Source organism: Algoriphagus persicinus (assembly GCF_035156415.1).
In the GTDB taxonomy this organism is placed as follows: domain Bacteria; phylum Bacteroidota; class Bacteroidia; order Cytophagales; family Cyclobacteriaceae; genus Algoriphagus; species Algoriphagus persicinus.
In genome coordinates, this window is sequence record NZ_JAYEEY010000008.1 from 1 (window position 1) to 26326 (window position 26326).

Sequence of the window (26326 nt, forward strand, 5' to 3'; positions counted from 1 at the left end):
CTTCAGCCATCCAGATTGTGAAAACAGATAATGGAGCTGAGGTAGACGCTGCAGGTGATGTGATCACTTATACATTGACAGTTACGAACACAGGTAATGTGACCTTGACCGATGTGATGGTAACCGATCCTATGACAGGACTGGCCCAAAACGTAGGAACTTTGACTCCAGGAGCATTTACTGCTGTGAATACAGAGTATGTGGTGACTCAGGCCGATATGGATTCAGGTTCAATATTGAATACAGCCCTTACTACCGGCGATGCTCCAGGCGATAATGATCCAAGTGATGAGGATGATGTTGTAACGCCAGCTATCCAAACTCCAGCTATCCAGATTGTGAAAACAGATAATGGAGCTGAGGTAGATGCTGCAGGTGATGTGATCACTTATACATTGACAGTTACGAACACAGGTAATGTGACCTTGACAGATGTGATGGTTACGGATCCATTGACAGGACTTGACCAGAATGTTGGAACCTTGGTTCCAGGAGCATCTACAGCTGTGGATACAGACTATGTGGTGACTCAGGGAGACATGGATGCAGGCTCAATATTGAATACTGCACTTACAACAGGTGACGCTCCTGGTGATGAAGATCCAAGTGATGATGATCAGGTTGAAACACCAGTTATTGTAGCACAAGCTATCCAGCTTGTGAAAACAGCAGATCAGACTGAGGTTAAAGAAATTGGTCAAGTGATCACTTATACCTTAACAGTCACTAACACAGGTAATGTGACCTTGACTGACGTTACTATCACTGACCCAATGACTGGATTCGATAAGAACATTGGCACATTGCTTCCAGGTGAGGTAAAAGCAGAACAGACAAGCTATACAGTAACTGATGAGGATCTTCAGAGAGAATCTATCTTGAATGTAGCGGTAGTAAAAGCAACGTTACCAAATGAGGAGATTATTGAAGATGAGGATAACGTTTCAGTTGGGGTATCAGCTAATCAAATTATCGCCAATGACGACGACTTCGGGACCTACTTCCTAAGCTATGGTGGTAGACTGGGTAACATCCTTGATAATGATATACTCGATGGTCAAAGACCTGACGACGCGGATGTTGACTTCGAATTCACTGAACTGGACGGAATAATAGGTTTGTTGATCGATGAAAACGGTGAATTGAACTTGATTCCAGGAGTGAATGAGGCAAGAGAATATACCTTAAAGTATACACTTCGTGAAGTCGTAAATCCTTCCAATAGTGATGATGCCTTTGTTGTCTTCAGATTATTAAATGATGAGGTGGATCTTAGTGTAACCAAAACATCCTTCGAGGCTGAAATATTTGAAGGTGACGAATTTGAATATGAGATTGTAATCACTAATGGAGATACGCCTGCTACGAATGTGATTGTAACAGATAATCTTCCTGCTGGGGTGACATACATAAGTAATACAGTTACCCTTAACAGTACGAATGCAACTGTTGATGATAATGTTTCTGGAAGCGCTATTACCTGGACTATTCCAGCATTGGCACCTGGGGCAAGTATCACTATAAGAGTGAAAGTGAAAGCAGTAGTACCGGGTGCTATTACAAATACCGTGGTAATCGGCTCAGATGAAGATGATACGGATGATTCCAATAACCAGGATGATGATGTAAATACAATTAAGCCATTCCACATACCAAATGTGATCACCCCTAATAATGACGGGGATAATGATAGTTTTGAGATTGAAGGAATTAATATATTTGTTAGCACTGAGATTACTATATTCAATAGATTAGGTGACCATGTACTAGAGCAGAAGAATTATAAGAATGACTGGAATGCTCCAGGTCAACCAGCTGGTACCTATTTCTACGTGCTAACAGGTGTAGACACAGCCGGTCAAAAACATGAGTATAAAGGATGGATACAAGTAATTAAAGACTAATCATTGGTCTACGGACAGGAAGAAAATAGACAGCATATGAAAACTACTTTTAAAATCATTGGAATGACCTTTCTGGTGGCCCTCTTGGCCACTGGGGGGACTTTTGGACAGCAGCTTCCGCAGTTCAGCCAGTATATCTTCAATGGGTTGCACATTAACCCCGGATATGCAGGTTACAAACAGGAAGCGTACATTCAGTCTACCTACCGTAGCCAATGGGTCAATTTCCCGGGAGCTCCGGAGACCTTCACTGTGACGGCAGATTTGTCTGCCAACGAAGGTACGATGGGTTTTGGGGTGTCGTTTCTAAGTGACAACGTAGGCCCGACCAAGACTACCGGAGGTTTATTGACGTATGCCTACAGGATACAGACCGGGACAAACAGTCACCTGGGATTGGGTGTGAGTGCAGGATTCTCGCAGTATTCTATAGACGGGAGTATGCTGGATCCGAATGACTGGCCGGATTCACAGATTCCGGATGGCAGGATAAACCTGACGACCCCGAATCTGAATACAGGCTTGTTTTTCAATACCAATAAGTTTTATGCTGGGTTTAGTGTTTATAACTTGGTAGGTCGGAAAGCATTAGAAAAAGAAGATGTGGCATTGGCCTATCATGACTTCCATTATTACCTCACAGCAGGAGCTATTTTTGATTTTGGGCAGACAGTAAAATTCAAGCCGAGCTTCTTAATCAAGGAAGTAAAAGGTGCCCCTACTAATTATGACCTCAACGCGATGTTTTTATTCGGCGAGCGAATTTGGGTTGGAGGATCATATAGAAGTAACATTAAGATCTGGAATGATAACCTACAAGAGAATTTGAGCAATAGAAATGCTGTAGCAGCCATTATTGAGATCTTCGCTACCAAGCGACTTAGATTAGGCTACGCCTATGACCACAACCTAAATGTGCTGAGCAATTATAGAAATAACTCACATGAGCTTTCTGTAGGTTACTATATCACTCCTAGAACAGCAGTAATGAAAAACCAAAGATGGTTCTGATTATGAAAAAGACATTTACAATACTCAGTATTACAGCAGCAATGATCTTTGGATCAGTTGGAGTAACAGAGGCGCAAAAAAGCAAAATCCGTTATGCGGACAAGCAAATGGAGCTTATGAACTACAAGCATGCCTTGGAGGTGTATGAGCAATCCTACGCAAACAAACCCGGCTTTGTGGCAGCTAAGAAGATTGCTGGAGTACAGGATATTCTTCGGGATTATGATAAATCGTATGAATGGTGGAAAACCACCGTCAGTTATGAGGAAGCAGACAATTCCGACTTGGCGCAGTACCTAAGAGCAGCTCAATTGACAGACAATTTTGATGAGGCTGTAGGTATTATAGAAGCCAAGGGTGTATCGCCAGATAGTTTAGATGTAGCTAAATTACTCACACTCCAAAGTAGAAGGAAAGTAAAGCTTGAAGCTGTAGAAGGCTTAAACTCGGCTGGATCTGATTTTGATCTCACCATGGATTCCGATGGAAACAAATACTTTGTATCCGATCGAGGGGGAATTTATCCAAGTGAAATGCCAAGATTGAGGTTTGATGTAAAAAACCAGTTTTTCAGCGATGAGAAACATGATTTTACAGCGCGAGAATACTTTTCTGTGTATAAGCAGGACACCACCGGAAACATTACAGAACTAGTATCAAATGTGCCTGGAACCTATAATTTCTCAGATCCAAGCTATGATAAAGAGCAGGGAATTCTTTTCTACTCTGTTACAAGAGATATTAAGAAAGTAAAGAAGCAGGATAATATAATCGTGCAGCCGGAGATCTATTACAGCAAACTGAATGCGGATGGGGCATTGGATGGATTTTATCCTGTGCCATTCAATGACTCGATAGGGTACGCTGTAATGAACCCATTTGTAGATGAGCAAGCAAAGCGGTTGTATTTCACTTCAGATATGCCTGGGGGAATCGGGGGTACTGATTTGTATTATGCGACGTATGATGGTGACATGACCTTCGGGGCACCTGTTAATCTTGGATCAACGATTAATACAGCAGGTAATGAATCCCATGCTTTTAGGCAAGGCGATAAGTTTTACTTCAGTTCTACAGGACATCCGGGTGTTGGTGGTATGGATATCTTCCGCTCAAATTACACCGCAACCCAGTTTAGCAATTCTCAAAATTTGGGCATGCCAATTAACTCTGTGGCAGATGATTTTGCATATCGTGAATTGGTGGACAAAGATGGCAAGGTGGAAGTATATCTTTCTTCCAATAGAAATGGAGGTCAAGGGCTGGATGACATTTACATAATGCAGGATGTGTACAAGCAATTCTTAGCTAGGGTAATTGATTGTGATGGACTGGTAATAAATGACAACTACATGGCCACCCTAAGAGACAAGACTCAGAATGGGAATGTACAAACAACTAGAAGCGGCAAGGGTGAATTGCTTGCCGAGCTTGAGCCAGACAGTGACTTTGGGATTGTGATTTCAAAACCAGGGTATTTTAGTGTGACTGACGAAAGCATTACGACTAAGGGATTTGAAGGAGATACCGTAAAAAGAGAATATACGCTGATAGCGATTCCTTACCAATTGCCGGTGCATGTGGATATTGTCTATTACGACTTAGATAAATTTATGATTAGAGATGATGCAAAACCAGCTCTGGATAAGTTAGGTGAGATGATGAACAAGTATTCGTTCCTTGATCTACTTGTAGCATCGCACACAGACTCACGAGCCAGTGATGAGTATAATATTATCCTTTCCAATAACAGGGCAAAAGCGGTGACTGAGTACATGGCTCAACATAATATCTCTGCTGATAGGATAAGACTCGAATGGTTTGGAGAGCAGAATTTGGTAAATGATTGTGGAAATGGCAAACCTTGTCCAGAGCCCGAACATCAGCTGAATAGAAGATCAGAGTTGATCCTGGAGGCATTTCCTGACCCAAGTAAGCAATATGAAATACCAGAAAGTTTTAAAGATATGGACTTCTGTGATCCAGAGACATTATTTGAAGACATCCAGAAAGAACTTGCTGCTATACCTACAATCTACTTTGACTTTGACAAGTCAATGCTGAGATCAGTCCATAAAAAAGAGCTTGAGCGAACTGCAATTATGCTTACGCGCATGCCCAACCTAATGCTATATATTGAAGGGCATACAGATCAAAGAGGATCAGATGAATACAACAAACCATTGTCTGAACGTAGAGCAGCTGTAGTGATGAAATATTTGAATAGTAGAGGCATAGAAGACAGCAGAATGGAAGAAGCTTGGTTTGGTGAAACCAAGCCTATACATAACTGTAGTGATGTTACCTGCACTGAAGCTATGCACAAACTGAACAGACGTACTGAACTCAGGGTAGGGAAATCTGCCTTTACCTATACAGGAAGGAAAAAGAAAGTAGATACCTTGTAATAATTTATTGATGTGAATATTATAGTTTAAAAGAGGCAGCCAATTGGCAGCCTCTTTTTTGTTGCTGGTGATTAAGAAAGATCAGAACTTGCACTTCAGCTAATTCACATGCTTGTGTGTGTTTTTTTTCTGAATGGCTTTTTTTACCATGGAGTGCCCGGAGGTTTACGCAAAGGGTACAGCTTTACTGTTGTCCTCCACTTATTTTTAAATCCCGTGCTCCAGAAGCTGGGTCTTATTTGCACTTTAATCCCCGTTTTTCCCGCTTCCCGACAGGCCTGCTCCCCGGCATGCAGAAGGTGCTAATTCATGAGTATTTTATTATGGGATTTCCCCTTCGATCGTAGTTTATGACAGATTACATCTGTGAAGTTTGAGAGATTTATTAATCAAATCTTACTTGGCCTAAAGCTACTCTAACACTGGTAAAACTAAAGTGCTATTGGTTTTATTCAGGTACTGATTTTTGTTCCTCTGTAGGCTGGATAGCTATAAGTTTTTGATCAATTCAAGATTGAGCTTACCTTCATGCTTTCATTAGCTTCAAAACCCTCCAAAATGATCAAGCAAAGACTTTTCATTCTTTTTTTTATAATTGGAATTGCCTTTAATGTTCAAGCTCAGTTCGACCCAAATGGAACAGAGTATAAACTGGTTTGGCAGGATGAGTTTGATGTAAATGGTCAGGTAAATCCAGCCTTTTGGTCTTTTGAAAAAGGCTTTGTGAGAAACAATGAATTGCAATGGTATCAGAAACCCAATGCTATTGTTGAAGGTGGAAATCTTGTTATCACTGGAAAAAAAGAGCAAATCAAAAATTCTAGGTTCGATTCTGAAAGTACCGATTGGAAGAGAAACCGGGAGTTTTCAGAATACACTTCATCCAGCATTAATACGCGTGGGAAATATGAATTCCGATACGGAATTATGGAAGTTCGTGCAAAGCTCGACACTTCAATGGGGATGTGGCCTGCGATTTGGACACTAGGCGTTTCTAATCCCTGGCCTTCCAATGGGGAAATAGACGTCATGGAATACTATCGTGTGAAAGGAGTGTCCACTATCCTTGCAAATGCAGCCTGGGCTGATGAAGGGCAATACAATGCCAAATGGGATGAAGCTAAAATCCCATTTTCTAAGTTTCTGGATAAAGATCCTAGCTGGCCAGATCAATTCCATCTCTGGCGAATGGAGTGGACAGAAGAGTCCATTAAAATCTTTCTGGATAATGAATTGCTCAATGAGGTTGATTTAGCTAGAACAGTAAATCCCGATGGCTTCAATCCCTTTCATCAAGCACATTACATCCTACTCAATCTAGCAATAGGAGGAAATGGAGGAGACCCAGCTGCTTCTTCATTTCCAAGAACGTATATGGTGGATTATGTCCGCGTTTATCAGAAGTAGATACCTTTGTTACCCTCCTTCTTTTGAAGCTGGGCAATGCTATAGGAGGAAAGATATTTTTAATGAACTCGCTATGCCTTAGGTACAGAGCTAAATTGAGCTTCCATTAACAGAGCCCAAAGCAAACGGTACATTTGGTTTTGGTTAAGCAGTTATTAGAATGACTATGTGCAGCTTCTGGAGAAGTAGCACAATAGCCTCTGGGTAGTTCTCCGATTTTTATCGGTTAATCATAAGTCTTCGAACTATCAGCAATCATCTCATTGATATCTGCCAACTCTTTGTCTGTCAGGTCACGCCACTTGCCTACAGGCATGTCTAGGTGAACATTCATAATCCGGATGCGCTTCAATTGAACAACTTTGAAACCTAAGTGATCGCACATTCTACGGATTTGTCGATTGAGACCTTGCGTGAGGATTATTCGAAATTTGAATTTACTGATTCGTTCGACTTTGCAAGGATCGGTAACTGTATCAAGTATCGGTAATCCAGCGCCCATTAGCCGAACAAATTCATCATTCACTGGTCTGTCCACTGTGACGATGTATTCCTTTTCGTGGTTATTTTTAGAGCGTAGAATCTTGTTCACAATATCACCCTCACTGGTCAAAAAAATCAAGCCTTCACTGTCTTTATCAAGACGACCGATTGGAAAAATACGCTGTGCATGAGCTATGTAATCAATGATGTTATCCTTTTCACCTTTAGTGTCCGTAGTACTTACAATTCCCACGGGCTTATTGAAAGCAATGTAAGTATGTGCTTGAATCGGCTTACCTACAGGCTCTCCATCCACAGCAACTACGTCTTTTGGGCCCACTTTAGTTCCGAGTTCAGGTACCTTGCCATTGATAGTGATTCTGCCTTCCTCTAGCAGCTTGTCGGCAGCTCGTCTGGAGCAAAAGCCCGCTTCACTCAGGTATTTATTGATTCGGATTTGTTGATCTGCTTCCACGGGAAATAGAATATGGATTGAGACTGCAAGTTAAGTAATCTGGGCAAAGTCTTCAGTTTTGCTCCTAAATTGCTTCCTATAGCCAGATGACTAGTAAGGGCAGTTTTTTGGTTCATCATTTCATACATCTATCCGCTCCTTTTTCTAATTCATCTACATCACCTTGCCCGCCAGATATTTCTGTACCTCGTACACATCGATGCTTTTATTGAAGCGTTTACTGACGGAAGGCATATTTTCGCTGGAAATCCAAATCTTCAATTCGGCATCCAGATCAAAAGTCCCTGCTGTCTCCAGAGAAAATCTAGAAATACTCTTATAAGGCATGGACTTGTATTCGACCTTGCTTCCAGTAAGACCCTGCACATCCACCACGATGAGGCGTTTGTCGGTGAACATAAATGTATCTCGGATCAATTGGAATCCCAATTCGATCTGCTCTCCTTCAGCAAGGAGTCTTCCGTACTTCTCTGTCAGTTTCTCTACAGAGACCTCACTTGCATTACCTAGTATTTTATTGAATAAGCCCATTTGAATAGTATCGTTGATTTATTGATTTCACTAGTTACATAATAGCAGTGTAGAATTCAATTCTTTTTGTGGTAGTAATAGGTACTACCTCCGCTGCTTTACGGGCTGGGTGGAAAATGTAACTCATATCTGGATTCTTGAGAAGCAAGATATATAGAGGAAGAGAATAAATAAGCGTAGGATACCACCAAACTGTGCTCTCCAGTGCAAACCTCGCTTGGTGAGTTGATCGATCACTTTGGTTAATTAACTTGCAGAAAAAAGGCTGCCTCATTTCTGAAACAGCCTCTTGAATAAGATAGTAGGAGCGGTAGAATTTTTGTCTCTACTTCTTCACAGCTAGTTGTATTGAAAGCTCTGTCAATTGCTCATCGGCAATACTACTTGGTGAATCAATCATCACGTCTCTACCAGAGTTGTTTTTAGGGAAGGCGATGTAATCCCGAATAGAATCGGAACCTCCGAAAATCGCACAGAGTCTATCAAAGCCAAAGGCGATACCTCCGTGTGGCGGAGCTCCGTATTCGAAGGCCTCCATCAGGAATCCAAACTGCTTTTGGGCTTCCTCTTCTGAGAATCCAAGATGCTTAAACATCAATTGCTGCGTAGCTCGATCATGAATACGGATAGATCCGCCTCCGATTTCCACCCCATTGATCACCAAATCATAGGCATTTGCTCTTACAGATCCAGGATCTGAATCTAGCAAAGGAATATCTTCTTTCTTGGGAGAAGTAAATGGATGGTGCATCGCGTGGAAGCGATTAGTTTCCTCATCCCACTCCAGTAAAGGAAAGTCCATTACCCAAAGTGGCTTGAATACCGTACGATCACGTAGTCCTAAGTCCTCACCCATTTTCAAACGAAGTTCGGAAAGTTGCTTACGTACTTTATCCGCATCACCGCTCAAGATCAACATCAAGTCTCCCTGCCCTGCTCCAAATGCATCTGCCCAATCCTGAAGCTCATCCGCAGAATAGAATTTATCTACCGTGGATTTGATCGTGCCATCCGCATTGTATTTGGCGTATACCATGCCTTTTGCTCCGATCTGTGGGCGTTTTACCCAGTCAGTCAGTGCGTCCAGTTGCTTACGGGTATAGTCCGCTGCACCTTTGGCACAGATCCCTACGACCAATTCTGCTTGATCAAAGATGCTAAATCCCTTGCCTTGGGCAAGTTCATTCAGCTCTACAAATTTCATTTCAAAACGAAGATCTGGCTTATCGTTACCATAATATTTCATGGCATCGGCATAGGTCATCCGCTTCACTTCTTCCAGCTGCACATCTTTCACTGAACTGAACAGATGCTTAGTCAAGCCTTCGAAGGTATTTAAGATATCTTCCTGATCTACGAAAGCCATTTCGCAGTCTATCTGAGTAAACTCGGGCTGACGATCTGCTCTCAGGTCTTCGTCACGAAAGCATTTTACAATCTGGAAATACCTGTCAAAACCAGAAACCATCAGTAACTGCTTGAAGGTCTGTGGAGACTGTGGCAAGGCATAAAACTCGCCTGGATTAGTTCTGCTCGGTACGACGAAATCACGCGCACCTTCTGGAGTGGATTTGATTAATACGGGGGTTTCCACTTCGATGAAATCCTGAGCGTCCATGTATTTACGCGTCTCCTGCATCATTTTATGACGCAATTGAAGTTTCTGGCGAACTACATTTCTTCGTAGATCCAGGTATCTATATTTCATACGGAGCTCTTCGCCGCCGTCTGTCTCATCTTCAATGATAAATGGGGGGACTTTCGCAGCGTTCAACACCTCAAGTGCTGTTACTTTTATTTCTATTGCGCCCGTGGGGATTTTGTCGTTTTTAGATGTACGCTCGATTACTTTTCCGGTAGTCTGAACGACGAACTCCCGGCCTAGCTCGGCCGCTTTGTCCAACAATGCCTTCTCACTGGAATCCTCTTCAAAAATCAATTGGGTCAGCCCATATCGATCGCGAAGATCGACCCAGATTAAACCCCCTTTATTTCGCACTCGCTGTACCCAGCCGGCAAGAGTTACTTCCTGATTTACGTGATCTAGGCGAAGTTCGCCACAAGTATGCGTTCTCAGCATGTTTATTTCGTTTTTTGGGAGGTCAAAGATAAAGAAATGACTGTGAGAACACAGGAATGAATGAAGGATTAGCATTTATTTCAATGATTTCCTTCTCTTTTTCGCAGAAAACCAATCAATTCTTCAAAAAAACCCAACTGGGACGAGAATCCTTTCAATGGATCAGATAAGAATCATTTGGTAAAATATTCAATCACTTTTCTTCGTTGGTATGATAGTTGAGCGGTGCGGTCAAAAGGTTTACGCCCCAAAACTTGGATTAAAAGCCCTTTTTTGCTTCATTGAAATAAATTTTCACCTCCCCCTAATAAGAATAGCTTAATGAAAAAGACTTGGATAGGAATTGCTGCACTCATTATAGCCATTGGCGCAGCATCTTCACTCCAATTTTTCAGCCTTCCTTTTCAACCCGAACAGGAAGCAGAGATCGTAGAACCGCCCTTGATTGATTCCCTTGCTGATCAGGTTTTTCTCTACGGAATCAACGTCACCGGGCTGAATATTGTAGAAGGAACCGTAAGTAAAAATCAGACACTTGGGTCTATTCTTGCGCCTTTCAATGTCCCTTATCAGATCATAGATCAGATCGCAAAGAAGTCCAAGGAGATTTTCGATGTGAGAGGCATAGCAGTAAACAGGAAATTTACAATAGTGACTCCAGCTGATTCATCTCAGGCAGCATTTTTCATCTATGAACCGAATCCTGCAGAGTATGTAGTCTTCAACCTAGATTCCATTGCCATATATAAAGCAGAAAAGCCTGCTGAATTCAGAACCAAAGAAGCCGGAGGAATTATTAATTCCAATCTTTCGGCAGACATGACCGGTCAGGGAGTAACCTATGATATCATTGATCAGTTTGCCGATTTGTATGGTTGGTCTATTGATTTTGGTGCTTTGCAAAAAGGTGATAAATATAAAGTTTCCTACCAGGAAAAAGTAATAGACGGAGTGGTCGTAGGTGTTTCTGATATTCAGACCGCGTTTTTTGAGCATAAAGGAGTATCCTTCTATGCGATTCCTTTTGAGCAAAATGGAGAAATAAGTTTCTTTGATCAGAATGGTGATAGTTTCAAAAAAGCATTTTTGAGAGATCCCTTGAAGTACTCTAGAATCAGTTCTCGTTATAATCTGAGGAGATATCATCCTGTACAAAAGCGCTACAAAGCGCACTTAGGTACGGACTACGCCGCTCCTTCGGGCACAGAAATCAGATCAGTCGGTGAAGGAACAGTGACTGATGCCAGGTATGCCTCAGCTAATGGGAATTATGTGAAAATCAAACACAATGGTACATACACTACGCAGTACCTACACATGTCTAAAATAGCAAAAGGGATCAAACCTGGAGCTCGTATCAGACAAGGACAAGTGATTGGATACGTAGGAAGCACTGGCTTGGCCACAGGCCCTCATCTTTGCTTTAGATTCTGGAAAAATGGAAAGCAGGAAGATTGGTTGAGAGAAAAAATCCCACCGTCCGAGCCAATTTCAACTAATAATAAATTAGCCTTCGAATCCACCAAAGCTGAATACATGGAAAGACTGGCTTCTATCCGACTTCCCGGTGATCCAGTGAAATTGGTAGCAGAGACTCCAAAGCCTACTGCTCTACCAAAAGGTGAGTAATAAGTCCATTTGATACAAACATAGTCGCTGAATCATTACTACAATCCAAAGAATGGCCTGAGCAAAAGCCTTTAGCTACTAAGCGGCTGAATAATATGTGATCTGATTCCCATTACAATCATCAATTGGGCAATGGCGTAGGTTCCCATGATCATCACGCTGCCATCAGGAATCGCCTGATAGAATTTATCCAAAGCTATCATTCCATCAGAGACAAAGAACAGACTTGCGCCGATGAATACTTGCCAAAATGAGGCTGCATTGCATTTGCCATAGCGCTCTCTGGCTGTAGTCACCATACTTACGATAGCGATGATATATATAATCACTGGGATTTTTAAGGCACCCAGATTCGGATTGATCATATAGAAAGCAAAGGCTGCCATGAAATAAATTGGGAGATTGATAAAGAATGTTTTTATGAAATTTACATTCAGGATAGACTCAGGAGCTTTTTGTGCAACTTTAAAACCGATAATGTAACAGACATGGGCTAAAAGGAAGGCTCCAATTCCATAGATAAAAAGGTGATCCCATAAAAGCAGGATATCTCCAATCAAGGAGAAAATCAAAGCTGCTAATACTGACTTCGCCAGCAAGGTGGTGGAAATAGGTCTGGTGATGTGGTAGAAATAGCCAATCAAGCCTAAAATAATCAGAGGTTTGGAAAATAATCTAAGCTCCAACCTCTGCTCAATTATAAAGGCCATATCCATCATGGTAGAGAATAAAAACAGGTAAAGCCAAAGGATGTTTTTCTTTTTCAGAGGCATGATAATTTTGGGAATTTTTCTAAGTATGAAATATTACGACGGTAAACTATCAGAATTCAGAATTAAATGTCGTATGACAAACCATTTTCGATTAGTAGGGATTTTAATTTATTCTGAAATTTTATTCTAAAATACGACCTGTTTTCTAGGTAAAAGGATAGAGAAATGATATTTTTCATGGGTTAACAGAATTTTATTCAACTTTCTATATTAAGAAATAGTTAAAATTTGTGAAATTTGAATCGCAAAACTTAACAGTATGTACCCGTACTTCAGTCCGGGTGAATTTACCTTTGCAGGGAATATTTTCAAACCAACTTATATCAAAACGTACAAATTATGAGGCAAAATTTACTTAAAAGTCTTGGTGTCTTGTTACTGCTAGTTCTGAGTCATGGATTTAGCTTAGCCCAAGGTGTGACTTCTGCAAGCATGCAGGGTAAAGTGGCTGATGCAAGTGGAGAAACCTTGCCAGGGGCAAACGTTGTAGCCACCCATGTTCCATCGGGAACGCGATATGGATCAGTTAGCAATTTGAATGGACAGTTCGTACTTCCCAATTTAAGAGTTGGAGGTCCTTATATTGTAGAGATTTCATTTGTAGGATATGAAAGTAGATCTTACCAAGGAATTGTTTTAGGTCTGGGGCAGACCTACACCCTAAATGCAGTGTTATCTGATGGGGTAGAGCTAGAAACAGTCGAAGTAGTCGCTAGCAACGGAAGTATAATGAATGCAGATAGAACAGGTGCTGCGACAAACATTGGTACAGAACAACTTTCTGACCTTCCTTCCATCTCTAGAAGTGTAAATGATTTCGTAAGACTTACCCCTCAGGCTTCTACAGCTGGCAGTGGTGTCTCCTTTGGTGGCCAAAATAACAGGTACAACCAATTTGCCATTGACGGGACAGTTAACAACGATGTCTTCGGTCTTGCAGGAAATGGTACTAACGGTGGTCAAACGGGAGTTAATCCAATCTCTTTGGATGCAATCGACGAAGTACAGGTTGTAATTGCTCCTTATGATGTGAAGCTAGGTGGATTCACTGGTGGTGGGATTAATGCTGTGACTAGATCAGGAACAAACACCTTTGATGGATCTGTTTTTTATTTTGGCAATAATCAAAACCTAGTTGGAAAAAGTCCGAATGAGGCAAGAACTAAATTGGATGATTACACAGATTATCAAGCAGGTTTCAGATTGGGCGGTCCGATCATTAAAAACAAATTGTTCTTTTTCGTAAATGGTGAAGTCACTAGGAACTCTTCTCCTGTACTTTTTGATCCTACTAATGTTTCTGGAGGATCAAATGTAACAGTGGATGAACTCAGCAGAGCCGAGTCCGTTGCTTCAAGACTTGGTTATGATCCAGGTTCCTATGGTGCATTTAGCGAAAGCCAAAGCTCAGAGAAAATCTTTGCCAGATTAGACTGGAATGTAAATGATAAAAATAAGATCACGTTGAGACACTCCTATGTATATGGAGAACAGATTAGTGTTTCCAGAAGCCCCAATTCTGTAAACTTTTTCAACAGCGGTGTTTTCTTCCCTTCGACCACGAATACATCTGTTTTTGAATGGACTAGTAGATTAAGTAATAATATGTCGAATGAATTGCGTATCGGTTATACCAGCGTAAGAGATGACAGAAATCCATTGGGATCTCCATTCCCTGCTGTTAATATCAGATTGTCAGGTGGCCGATCTATTAACATGGGATCGGAAGCATTCTCAGTGGCTAATCAGCTTGATCAGGATGTATTAACTATAACTGATAACTTTACAGTTTACAAAGGTAAGCATACCTTGACTTTTGGAACTCACAATGAATTTTATTCTACTTATAATTTATTCATAAGACAGAATTACGGTGCATATTCCTACTATTCATTAGAGGATTGGGAATCAGTAGGAACAGCTGAGGAAGTATTGCCAAGAAGTTATAATTACTCTTATTCTAGAACAGACAATCCTCAGCAGGGAGCTGAGTTCAATGCTTTCCAGTTAGGCTTTTATGCACAGGATGAATACCAGTGGAAGTCAAACGTTAAAATAACGGCTGGTTTAAGATTAGATATACCGACTTTCTCTGATAAGCCGTCTGTCAACGCTGATTTTAATAGTGACTTTGCTGAATACGACGTAGCTACTGATCAAGTACCTGGAGCTCAGATATTGGTTTCTCCTAGAGTTGGATTCAATTGGGATGTAAAAGAAGATGGTAATACTCAGGTCAGAGGTGGTTTGGGTCTATTTACAGGTCGAGTTCCATTTGTTTGGATTTCTAACCAATACACAAATACTGGTAATGAATTTGGTAGAGTAGCTTTATTTAGAAGCTCAGAAACTTCGACAGGAGATTATCCAGAAGGTTTTATGTTTCAGCCTGATCCATTCAACCAAGCAGATGCTGCTGATGTAGGAAAGTCTTTAGGTGTTTCTGAGATTAATGTGACTGATAAAGACTTTAAATTCCCTCAAGTGTTTAGAGCCAATGCAGCGATTGACCAAGAGTTTCCAGGTGGGATTATTGGTACTTTTGAAGCGATCTATACCAAAAACCTTAAGAATATAGATTTCAAGAACTTAAATAAACTAGAAGACGGCACTTTATCAGGAGCTGATGATAGAGTTTATTTTGATAGAAATTATGCCAATTCAGATTTTAATGATGTCATTCTATTGACTAATACTAACAAAGGATTTGCTTATAACTTGACAGCGCAACTTCAGAAATCTTTCGAATCGGGTTTGACTTCTAGTGTGGCGTACACTTACGGAAGATCCAAAGATGTCAATGGAGGTACTTCCAGCCAAGCTTTCTCTAACTGGAGATTTGTAGAGCAGGTGAACGGCGGCAATAATGCCGAGATTGGGTTTGCTGATTTCGATGTTAGATCAAGAGTAGTTGCTTCATTGGGTTACAAAATCCAGTATTCTGGAGGATCTTCAACAACTATATCTGCTTTCTATAATGGTCAGTCAGGGATTCCTTTTTCTTATGTAGTGAATGGAGATTTGAACAATGACAGAACTTTTGGAAATGATTTGATCTACATTCCTGCCTCTCAAAATGAAATCCAGTTTATCGGAACTCAGGCTGAACAAAATGCACAGTGGAATGCCTATAATGCATATATAGAGAATGATGAATATCTAAGTGAGCACAGAGGAGAGTATGCAGAAAGAAATTCAAACAGGCTGCCATGGACAAACCAAGTAGATGTTCGCCTTATGCATGAAATCAAATTGAAGTCTACAGATGAAACCAATCATAGACTTACCTTCACTTTTGATGTCTTGAACTTAGGTAATTTGATTAATCAAGAGTGGGGCAGACAATATGGTATTAGCAATAATTCATTCTCTGTCATCGATCTAGACAGAGTGGATGTCAATGGTTCTACTAGAACACCTGTATATGAATATACTGGATCAGGCCTGAATGATGGTAAGCCATACTTCGTCAGTGATTTCCTATCCAGATGGAGAGGGCAGATAGGTATACGCTACTCATTTAATTAAACTTTGGATTATTTCATAGCAAAAGAGGCTGTCTCATAAGTAGGGACAGCCTCTAATTTGTACAGGTAGGTATCTGAAATAAATTCCAAATACTCAAATCTCAGCTTGATAATTTAAGTTTTGAGACAGCCTCTTTTTTTTGCGTAAGTTTTTAATTCGACGTCTATTGCTTAGATATAAACATTGATAATCAGCCGATTGAGGGATTTACTGAGCTCGATTAGATTATTCAAACTACCATGAGCGGGAAGTTGCAAAATCACTGCTGGTGTACTGCATCAGAAAGTCTAGCTATCAGGCAGGATGTTGAGCCTTTTTCTTTAGAATATCCTGTATTTTTTCCATTGGTAGCAAAGATTTGCCTTCAGTATGTTTTGTTACTTTTTCCTGCTAATTGTAAGTTATTTTTGTGTTCTGACAACCTTAAGAAACCTCCAAAGGTTAACTTACCATGCTGTATTATAAAATATTTTCTCATTCAGGGAGTAAGGAATGGGTCGTGTTTATACATGGGGCTGGAGGATCTTCTGCGGTATGGTATAAGCAGCTGAAGGATTTCAGAGAAAAGTATAATCTTCTGCTCATTGATCTTCGTGGTCATGGTAGGTCTGCCGATTTACCTCAGGCGATTTATAATGAAGAATATACTTTTAAAGGAGTCACTTCAGATATTATTGAAGTTCTGAATCATCTGAATATACCGCCAGCTCATTTTATGGGTGTTTCATTGGGTACGATTATAGTCCGCCAGTTGGCAGAGCTGGAGCAATGGCGGGTGAAATCTCTAGTGATGGCAGGGGCTGTTACCCGATTAACTACCCAGTCCAGGATTTTAGTTTTCCTAGGAAGTACATTTAAGCGGGTGATTCCTTATATGTGGCTTTACAGATTGTTTGCATTTGTGATCATGCCCAGAAAGCAGCATGCAGAATCGAGGAATCTGTTTATCCATGAAGCACAAAAACTCTGTCAAAAGGAATTTATTCGCTGGTTTCAATTGACCAAGGATATTAACCCACTGCTTCGATACTTTAAGGAATCCGATCTTGGAATTCCCACCTTGTATGTGATGGGTGATCAGGATGTGATGTTTTTGGAGCCCGTTAAGAAAATCATTAAGACACATAAAAACTCAGTACTGAATATTTTGAAGAAGTGTGGACATGTAGTGAACGTGGAAAGACCTGAAGAATTCAACAGGCTCTCGCTCGCATTTCTCCAAAACCAAACCATTTAAGCCTATTACTTTTCTACATGAAAAAGCAAACTAAAGCCATATTGATCATTGCGGTTATCTTGATTGCAGCTGTTGCATATTTCTACCCAAGGATGGACAGTCGCAAGAGCAATGATACCGGGGTTGCATCTACAGGAGCCGGACCTAGTACTCCTTCTGATTTACCGGTTAAAGTGGTGAAGCTTCAGCGGGAGACACTAAGAAATCAACTTTCGGTAACAGGGACTATTCTTCCTAACGAATCAGTGGATTTAAGATCTGAGATTATGGGTTTGGTTACTAAGATTGCATTTAAGGAAGGGCAGTATGTGAGTAAAGGAACACCACTATTATATCTAAATGACGATGAACTTCAGGCTCAATATCAGCGATTGGAGTACACCCAGAAGCTTTTTGAAAGTCAGGAAAATAGGCAAAAACAACTTTTGGAAAGAGAGGCTATCAGCCAAGAAGAATACGACATTGTCTTGAATCAGTATAACACCACACTTTCGGATTTGAAATTAGTGGAAGCTCAACTTTCTAAAACTGTAATTAGAGCCCCTTTCAATGGGATTTTGGGTTTGAGACAAGTGAGTGAAGGGAGCGTTATCGGTACCGCTGATATTATTGCAAACTTTGTAAATATAGACCCCATTAAAATTGAGTTTTCTATTCCGGAGCGCTATGCTAATCAGGTGAAGGTGGGTTCTCCGATTTACTTTTCCAATGAATCCTCTCCAGAGGAAGTGTTGGGGAAAGTTTATGCTTTTGAGCCCCAGATAGATGCTGCTACACGTACTTTGAAGCTACGTGCCGAAAGCCCAAACAAGGAGAGAAAGTATTTGCCGGGAATGTTTGTCAGAATTCGCTTTGTATTGGGAGAGACTGAGGACGCTTTGATGGTACCTTCCGAATCTGTGATTCCAGAATTGCAAGGGTATAAAGTTTTCGTAGTTGGTGCCGAAAATAAAGCCGAGGAACGCACGGTAGAGATCGGTACTCGTACGGATACGCATGTGCAGATCACTAGTGGTTTGGATGTGGGAGATCTGGTACTCACCACAGGTGTATTACAAGCAAGGACGGGAACGCCTGTTGAATTCACTCAAATAAACTAACATGTCGAGCTTATCAAATATAAGTATCAACAGGCCAGTATTGGCCATCGTGATGTCTCTGGTCATCATACTTTTTGGCGCTATCGGTATTTCCCTTCTGGGAATACGGGAATTTCCAAGCGTTGACCCCCCAGTCATTAACGTGAGAACTTCCTATGTAGGGGCGAATGCAGATGTCATTGAGGCTCAAATCACTGAGCCGCTCGAAGAAGCAATCAATGGTATCCAAGGAATTAAATCCCTTACTTCTATCAGTAACGATGGTGGAAGTAGTATTACGGTAGAGTTTGATGTGGGTGCGGATTTGGAAGTTGCTGCAAATGACGTGCGGGATAAGGTATCTGGAGCCCAGCGAAACTTGCCTCCAGATGCCGATCCGCCGGTAGTTTCCAAAGCCGATGCAGATTCACAGCCGATTGTATTTTTGAATGTGAAAAGTGACGAGAGAAGCCTTTTGGACCTCTCGGATATTGCAGAGAATATTTTCAAAGAAAGACTTCAAACAATTCCCGGCGTAAGTAGGGTACAGATTTGGGGAGAAAAAGAGTATGCGATCCGACTGAGAATGGATCCACTCAAAATGGCTTCTTACGGAGTGACTCCACTCGATGTATTAGCTAAAGTGCAAAGTGAAAATGTGGAACTTCCTTCCGGAAGAATCGAAGGGGAGACGATAGAGCTTTCTGTACGTACTAAAAGTAGGCTGAGTAGCCCACAGGAATTCAATGATCTGATAATCAAAGAAGATCAGAATAATATAGTTCGTTTTCAGGATATAGGTAGAGCCGAATTGGCGGCACTGAATGAGCGTACAGTTTTGAAGAGAGACGGAGTACCGATGGTAGGTGTGGTTTTGGTGCCACTTCCCGGTTCTAATAGTATTGAGATTGCAGATGAGTTTTACAGGAGGTTAGAGTTTATCAAAAAAGATCTCCCCGCTGATGTAGGTTTGGAGATTGGTTTTGATACCACTGATTACATCCGGAGTTCTATCTCTGAGGTTCAGGAGACGATTATCACGGCATTTATTCTGGTAGTAGCTATTATCTTCCTCTTTCTTCGAGATTGGCGTACGACTTTCATTCCTGTACTCACGATTCCTATTTCTCTTATTGGAGTATTCTTTATTATGTATATGATGGATTTCTCCATCAATGTACTCACACTTTTAGGTATAGTCCTTTCTATTGGGCTCGTCGTCGATGATGCTATTGTGGTGCTGGAGAATATTTACTCCCGAATAGAAAAAGGAGAAGAACCACAAAAAGCTGCTGGAAAGGGCTCAGAAGAGATTTTCTTCGCAGTAATTGCGACTACAGTAGCGCTAGCGGCTGTATTCCTTCCAGTGATCTTCCTTACAGGCACGACGGGTCGGCTGTTCCGGGAATTCGGTGTGGTAGTAGCCGGAGCAGTGATCATCTCCTCTTTTGTAGCATTGACCATGACTCCCATGTTGAGTTCCAAGCTCCTCAAAAAAAGAGAAAAACATAACCGATTCTATAATTTCACTGAGCCTGGTTTTGTTTGGATAAATGATAAGTATGATCGAGCACTCTCTTGGTTTATGCAGTTCCGATGGGTTTCTTTTCTTTTAGTAGGCGTCATGGGATTTGGAATTTATTGGCTCTTTAATGAAATACCAACTGAACTTGCTCCCACCGAAGATAGGGGAGAGATAGTGATTAGAATGTCTGGGCCGGAAGGAGCTACTTTTGGCTACATGGATCGTGTGATTGATCAAATGGTCGAGGATTTCAAAACAGATTATCCTGCAGAAGATGTCAGAGGCTTGGTTTCGGTTACTTCACCAGGGTTTGGTTCATCCAGTACCAATTCAGGATTTGTACGGTTTATAATGACGGATGCTGAAAATAGAGATAAGACTCAAGGAGAATATTTCAATCTGATTAACCAAAAATTAAAAAATTACACTTCTGTGAGAGCCTTTGCTTCTCAGGCTCAATCCATCGGTAATAGTCGAGGTGGTCTCCCTGTCCAATACGTATTGCAGGCACCTACATTGGAAAAGCTGAAAGGAGTGATTCCTGCTTTTATGGAGGAAGTGGGCAAGAGCCCAATATTTATTTTCTCAGACATCAACTTGAAGTTTACCAAGCCAGAGCTGGAGATAGAGATGGATAGAGCAAAAGCCAGAAATATTGGAGTGTCTATACAAGAAATAGCCAGAACGCTGCAATTATCTTATTCAGGGCAGAGATTTGCCTATTTCATCAAGAACGGTAAGCAATATCAGGTCGTAGGTGAAATGAGGCTGCAGGATAGAAATGAACCGGTAAATCTAAGGATGCTCTATGTGCGAGCTGAAAACGGCTCCTTGGTTCAGCTAGACAACTTAGTCACGGTAACAGAAAAAAGTACGCCCCCACAATTGTATAGATTCAATCGATTTGTAGCAGGCACTGTGTCAGCCAACTTGGCAGAAGGCTATACTATCGGGGATGGATTGGAAGAGATGGATCGTATAGCAAGTGAAGTATTGGACGAAACATTCACTACAGACGTTTCAGGGCCTTCCAAGGAATTTAGAGAAAGCTCAAACAGTTTGTTATTTGCATTCCTATTCGCATTGGTCTTGATCTATCTGGTGCTTTCCGCACAATTTGAAAGCTTCTTGGATCCACTTACGATCATGTTTACAGTTCCATTGGCACTCTTTGGAGCACTGTTTACTTTGTGGTCATTTGGATTTACACTGAATATTTTCAGCCAGATTGGCATTATCATGCTGATAGGGCTAGTGACCAAAAACGGTATTCTCATCGTGGAATTTGCCAATCAGAGAAAAGCTATGGGAATGACAGTGCATGAAGCGATTTTTGGAGCTGCAGTTGCCAGGTTCAGACCGATCTTGATGACTAGTCTATCCACCATCTTGGGTATTTTACCTATTGCCCTTGGACTGGGCGCGGGTGCAGAAAGTCGCGTGCCGATGGGTGCTGCAGTAATTGGGGGCTTGGCCTTCGCTACTATTTTGACACTTTTTGTGATCCCAGCAATTTATACTTATCTCACTTCCAAAGAAGGAAGATTAGCCAGAATTTAATGAAGAAACTTAGCCTATTGCTCTTATTGAGCATTATTGGAACAAGCCTATATGCCCAAAGTAGTGAATCTCTGGATTTAGAGAGAGCAATTACTATTGGTTTGGAGAAAAACCTGGACGTGAAAATTGCTGTAGAAACAGTTGAGATTCAGGAAGGGAATGAGCGTATAGGTACAGGTGATTATCTGATGCCTATTCTTGATGCGGTTTATACAAGAAGTTACAGTAATGAAGACGTAGAGCAGGTTTTTGCTACCGATCCAGAGCCTAGAACCATCGACAATGCAAAATCACGGTCGAAAAACTTAAGTATAGCAGCCATCTATGGTTTTCGTCCAGAGAGCTTTGTGGTCTTGAAGCGTTTGGGAGTTCTGACTGAGATCTCAGAGTTGGATGCTAAAGTTGCAGTAGAAAATACTGTGGCAAATATTTCTATAGCTTACTATAGATTGGTCTTGGAGCTTCAGCGATATCAAGTCCTTCAGCGAACGCTTGAGCTGAGCCAAGCCAGACTGAATATAGCAGAAGCACAATATTCTCTGGGCGGAGCAGGAAAGCGGGATTTCCTTACGGCAGAGGTGGATTACAATTCCGATTTGAGTTTGTTGCTTAGTCAAGAGCAAGTGATCCAGAATGCCCGGGTTAACCTGAATGAGCTGATGGCATTGAACCCAGATGAGCAATTCGTGGTCAAAGATACAATTCTAATTGGGGAGCCATTACTGCTTCAGGACTTGGAGGAAAATGCGTTTCTGGAAAATAAGACCTATTTGATTACACAGCGCCAAGAGAATGTGGCATACCTTCAAATGAAAGAGTTGCGTGCTTCCAGACTTCCTGTCATAAATCTCAATGGAACTTATGCCACCAATACCTCAAACTCTGATGCAGGTTTTCTTCTTCAAAACCAACGTGAAGGATTCAATTATGGGGGGAATATTCAGTTGAATATTTTCAATGGATTTACCTTGAATCGTAGAATCCAAAATGCAAAAGTCCAGCAGAAAATTCAATCTTACGCAGTAGATCAATTTGAAATTCAGCTTCGGTCTGATATTCACAGAGCTTTTAATACCTACACCACTAATCACAATCTACTGGAAGTAGAGCAAAAAAATTATGCTGTAGCAAAAGAAAGCTCTGAAATTGCATTGGAAAGATTCAGGTTGGGCATCTCATCTTATCTTGAATTCAGAGATGCACAGGTGAATTTGCTCACTGCTGAAAACAGGTTAATTACTTCTATTTTTAATATCAAGGAGCAAGAAATTGAATTGAGGAGGCTTTCTGGAAAGATTTTCTTCCAAAATAGCTTTGAAGATTTTGAATTAGCGACAGAAGATTAGTTATAAAACGAAGGAATCGACAATCGCCTTCGTTTTTTTATTTGCTTTTTTTAACGATTGCTTTATTTTTCTTTTGGCACAGCATTTGCCAAATGGCCATTCGTGTAACATCCAGAGCTTTTTGGCTCTTGTTAATGAAAAAAGTATTATTCCCTTTTGTCTCCCTTTTGGTTATCCTTCTCTTTGGCGTGCAATGCACCTTTATTGAGAAGAATTTTGGCTCTGGTACCACGCAGGAAGCCTATGTGCTCGATCTTCAGGGGATCCAAAATCGTGGCTTTATCCGTGCCGCTGTAGATAATAACTCGACAGGTTACTATATCTATCGTGGGCGTAGAATGGGCTATGAGTATGAGTTACTTCGCGACCTAGCCAAGCGGTTGAATGTACAACTGCATTTAGTCATGGTTTCGGATATAGACAGAGCCTTTGATTACCTGCATGAAGGCAAAGTGGATTTGATTGCCATGAACCTGGAAAAGAATCCGGAAAGGTCTGAGCAGACTTCCTTTTCACTTCCATTGGGGAAAATGAACACAGTGCTAGTCGGTAATGAATCTTCGGGCAAAATTACCTCGTGGGATCGCCTTGCCTCAGACACCATTTATGTTCGGGAAGGAGCAGTTTACAAAGCTCAATTATGCAATTTGAAGGATTCACTTCAATTGAATTATACTATCATTGCTACTCCAGATCATGAAGAAACCCTAATTGATAAAGTAGTGGAAGGTGAAATCAAATGGACTATAGCCGACCAGAATATTGCCCAAGCCAATGCTACCTACTACGAAGGATTGGATATTTCTTGGAAGGTCCAGCGGGATGCTGAGGTCTCTTGGGTCGTTCGGGACAATTCCCCTAAACTTCTAAGCGCACTGAATGAGTGGCTTGAGGACAAGCAAGACCGATTTATTCCAGATTTATATGCTAAATACTTCCTGAATTCAAAGAATAGTTATTTCAGAAGTAATAGTCCTTTTTCATCTTTGGCTGGTAATAAGATCTCTGCCTACGATGAGATTATTAAAAATGGTGCAGAGCAGTTGGGCTGGGATTGGCGTTTGTTGGCTTCGTTGGTTTACAAAGAATCCCGGTTCGATACTGTAGCAACTTCCTACGCCGGCGCCAGAGGCCTGCTACAACTGATGCCAGTAACTTTGGAACGCTTTGGCGTAGAGAATCCCAATGATCCTTCAGAGTCACTCATGGGAGGAGTTCGATACTTGAGATATCTGGATAAATTTTGGATGGAAAGAGTACCGGATACCTCTGAGCGCTTGAAATTCGTCCTTGCTTCTTACAATATCGGTCATGGACATGTGGAAGATGCCTGGAGATTGACTTTGAAATATGGGCAAAACACCCAGGCCTGGTCCACAGTATCGAGATTTTTAGTGCTTAAAAGTGATCCCGATTATTACCGGGATCCTATTGTAAAGAGTGGCTTCGCAAAAGGACATCTGGCAGTTAACTACGTCAAAGATGTCATGAGCGTATTCGAATCCTACAAGGCGCTCGTACAGCCCTAAGCTCCCTCGTGTAGCTCAAAAATTGCCTCTACTTCCACTGGAATATTGTCCGGGAGTGTTCCCATTCCCACAGCAGATCTGACACCAATCCCATTTTCCTCTCCCCATACCTGCGCGAATAACTCGCTGCATCCGTTAATGACATAGGGGTGACGCTCGAAAGTAGCGACGCAGTTCACCATTCCCAGCACCTTGATCACGCGCTTTACCCGATTGATAGAGCCAAGATTAGCCCTGATGGTAGAAAGCATCGCCAGCCCTACTTGTCTGGCAGCTAACTTACCTTCTTCTATATCTAGGTCTTGCCCTATTTTCCCTATGATTAGGCTACCATCGTCTTGGACAGTGCCATGGCCAGATAGGTAAAGGTACTTGCCGTCTATCAGGCATGGTTTATACACCCCAAGCGGTTTTGGTGCCGGAGGAAGATTTAGACCAAGTTTAGTGAAGTTGCTTTCGGGCGTTTCCATTTGAGAGTTTTTTGAAAATTAAAACTAGACAAAAAGGTCAAGGAGCAGGACTCCTGCCAAGCCCGCTACTGCTACAATTGTTTCCATCAGTGACCAGGATTTGATGGTGTCTTTGATACTTACATTGAAAAATTCCTTGTACATCCAGAACCCTGCATCATTGAAATGGGAAAACATCAGGCTTCCTGCTCCAATAGATAAGACAAGGAGGTTGGGATCTACGTTCATGGTGGTCACTAGTGGGGCTATGATTCCAGCAGTAGTCAAGCCTGCTACTGTCGCAGATCCTACGCAGACACGAATAATAGCGGTAATGATCCAGGCAAGTATCAGTGGATGAATATCCCAGGTCTGTAGTCCTTCTGCGATCACCAGACTAACGCCAGTATCTGTAAATATCTGCTTCAAAGCTCCTGCCCCAGCTACTATTAATAGAATCATCGCAATATCTTTGGTAGCTATGGTATAGATTTCCATGATCTGTTTCATGCTGAATTTTCTCTTCAGGCCTAAGGTATAGGTAGCAATCAGCACAGAAATCAACATGACAATCCCAGGATCTGCCACAAATGCAACGATAGGAGCTAAGCCACTTTGCGCAGGAATATTGAGGTTCAATCCGGTAGTCCCTACCAATAGAAAAACAGGAAGTAAAGCGGTGAAAAAGCTATTTCCAGCACTTGGTAGTTCCGATTCTGGTTTAATTTCAGCCTGAAAAGTCTTGAGGGGACTGGCTTTCATATTTTTCAAAGTCTTCGCAAATATCGGCCCAGCAAGAGCAATAGTAGGGATAGCGATCATAAAGCCATACAAAAGTGTCAAGCCCATGTTGGCATCAAATTGTGCCACCAAAGCCGCAGGAGATGGGTGCGGAGGAAGAAAGCCGTGCGTAACCGATAGCGCTGCCAAAAGCGGGATACCTACATAAACTGCGGAGATTTTGTATTGATAAGCTACGGTAAATGCCAAAGGCACTAAGAGTACAAAGCCAACATTATAGAAAAGCGGAATGCCTACGATCAAGCCAGTAAATGACATGGCCCAGGTGATATGTTTCTCGCCAAATGTCTTCATCAATACACCTGCGATTTTTTGCGCGGCGCCACTTTCTGCCACCAGCTTGCCTAGCATCGCACCCATGACTATCACAATGACTAGGTCCCCCAGCAATACCCCCATGCCACGCTGTACCGATCCGGCGATCTGATCTGCAGGAAGTCCCAATAGAAATCCTGCGCAAATGGAGGCAATCAAAAAGGCTAAAAAAGGGTTGAGCTTAGCCCACACGATCAGAAGGACAAGGATTGCAATACTGAGCAGTACAAGAAGAATGGTCATGGGAATAGGTTGG

At 41.6% G+C, this 26326-nt stretch carries 17 protein-coding genes; 11 read left to right on the forward strand and 6 right to left on the reverse strand.

The annotated features are described in order from the left end of the window. The 4 genes from U3A58_RS07805 to U3A58_RS07820 form a co-directional block, all read left to right on the forward strand. A partial coding sequence (locus U3A58_RS07805) for a DUF7507 domain-containing protein (protein WP_323822853.1) occupies positions 1-1904 on the forward strand: 1904 nt, incomplete at its 5' end. A gap of 36 nt (positions 1905-1940) precedes the next feature. After that, on the forward strand, positions 1941-2915 hold the full coding sequence (locus tag U3A58_RS07810) for a PorP/SprF family type IX secretion system membrane protein (RefSeq protein ID WP_323822854.1): 975 nt from the start codon (positions 1941-1943) through the stop codon (positions 2913-2915). 2 nt (positions 2916-2917) lie between these two features. Further along, positions 2918-5323, forward strand: coding sequence for an OmpA family protein (locus tag U3A58_RS07815; RefSeq protein WP_323822855.1), 2406 nt, complete (start codon positions 2918-2920; stop codon positions 5321-5323). A 558-nt stretch (positions 5324-5881) separates the two neighbouring features. Continuing rightward, on the forward strand, positions 5882-6730 hold the full coding sequence (locus tag U3A58_RS07820; protein ID WP_323822856.1) for a glycoside hydrolase family 16 protein: 849 nt from the start codon (positions 5882-5884) through the stop codon (positions 6728-6730). A gap of 226 nt (positions 6731-6956) precedes the next feature. Here U3A58_RS07820 and rluF read toward each other — a convergent pair whose 3' ends face one another. The 3 genes from rluF to aspS form a co-directional block, all read right to left on the reverse strand. Then, positions 6957-7688: a 23S rRNA pseudouridine(2604) synthase RluF gene (gene rluF, locus U3A58_RS07825; RefSeq protein WP_323822857.1), complete on the reverse strand. Its 732-nt coding sequence runs from the start codon at positions 7686-7688 to the stop codon at positions 6957-6959. Between the two features lie 153 nt (positions 7689-7841). Further along, complete coding sequence (locus tag U3A58_RS07830; RefSeq protein ID WP_323822858.1) at positions 7842-8219, reverse strand: PH domain-containing protein; 378 nt, start codon at positions 8217-8219, stop codon at positions 7842-7844. A gap of 325 nt (positions 8220-8544) precedes the next feature. Further along, positions 8545-10299, reverse strand: coding sequence for an aspartate--tRNA ligase (gene aspS / locus U3A58_RS07835; RefSeq protein ID WP_323822859.1), 1755 nt, complete (start codon positions 10297-10299; stop codon positions 8545-8547). Positions 10300-10620: 321 nt separating this feature from the next. Here aspS and U3A58_RS07840 point away from each other — a divergent pair, with 321 nt between their 5' ends. After that, positions 10621-11928, forward strand: coding sequence for a M23 family metallopeptidase (locus U3A58_RS07840; protein ID WP_323822860.1), 1308 nt, complete (start codon positions 10621-10623; stop codon positions 11926-11928). Positions 11929-11999: 71 nt separating this feature from the next. On the opposite strand, the gene U3A58_RS07845 is transcribed toward U3A58_RS07840, so the two are convergent. After that, complete coding sequence (locus U3A58_RS07845; protein ID WP_323822861.1) at positions 12000-12701, reverse strand: lysoplasmalogenase; 702 nt, start codon at positions 12699-12701, stop codon at positions 12000-12002. 339 nt (positions 12702-13040) lie between these two features. Here U3A58_RS07845 and U3A58_RS07850 point away from each other — a divergent pair, with 339 nt between their 5' ends. The 6 genes from U3A58_RS07850 to U3A58_RS07875 all read left to right on the forward strand — a co-directional run bounded on the left by U3A58_RS07850 (position 13041) and on the right by U3A58_RS07875 (position 24505). Next, on the forward strand, positions 13041-16229 hold the full coding sequence (locus tag U3A58_RS07850; RefSeq protein ID WP_323822862.1) for a TonB-dependent receptor: 3189 nt from the start codon (positions 13041-13043) through the stop codon (positions 16227-16229). Between the two features lie 451 nt (positions 16230-16680). Continuing rightward, positions 16681-17466: an alpha/beta fold hydrolase gene (locus U3A58_RS07855; RefSeq protein WP_323822863.1), complete on the forward strand. Its 786-nt coding sequence runs from the start codon at positions 16681-16683 to the stop codon at positions 17464-17466. 17 nt (positions 17467-17483) lie between these two features. After that, the gene (locus U3A58_RS07860; RefSeq protein WP_323822864.1) at positions 17484-18566 is read left to right on the forward strand and encodes an efflux RND transporter periplasmic adaptor subunit; all 1083 of its coding nucleotides are present in this window, start codon (positions 17484-17486) and stop codon (positions 18564-18566) included. 1 nt (position 18567) lies between these two features. Beyond that, on the forward strand, positions 18568-21630 hold the full coding sequence (locus U3A58_RS07865) for an efflux RND transporter permease subunit (protein WP_323822865.1): 3063 nt from the start codon (positions 18568-18570) through the stop codon (positions 21628-21630). Next, complete coding sequence (locus tag U3A58_RS07870) at positions 21630-22976, forward strand: TolC family protein (protein ID WP_323822866.1); 1347 nt, start codon at positions 21630-21632, stop codon at positions 22974-22976. Before U3A58_RS07865 ends, U3A58_RS07870 begins: the two co-directional genes overlap by 1 nt. A gap of 134 nt (positions 22977-23110) precedes the next feature. After that, the gene (locus U3A58_RS07875) at positions 23111-24505 is read left to right on the forward strand and encodes an MltF family protein (protein ID WP_323822867.1); all 1395 of its coding nucleotides are present in this window, start codon (positions 23111-23113) and stop codon (positions 24503-24505) included. Here U3A58_RS07875 and U3A58_RS07880 read toward each other — a convergent pair. Continuing rightward, complete coding sequence (locus U3A58_RS07880) at positions 24502-24975, reverse strand: RidA family protein (RefSeq protein ID WP_323822868.1); 474 nt, start codon at positions 24973-24975, stop codon at positions 24502-24504. The two genes, U3A58_RS07875 and U3A58_RS07880, sit on opposite strands and share 4 nt — an antisense overlap. A gap of 24 nt (positions 24976-24999) precedes the next feature. After that, positions 25000-26313 (reverse strand): gluconate:H+ symporter, encoded by a 1314-nt coding sequence (locus tag U3A58_RS07885; RefSeq protein ID WP_323822869.1) that lies wholly within the window; start codon positions 26311-26313, stop codon positions 25000-25002. Between the last annotated feature and the right edge of the window lie 13 nt (positions 26314-26326).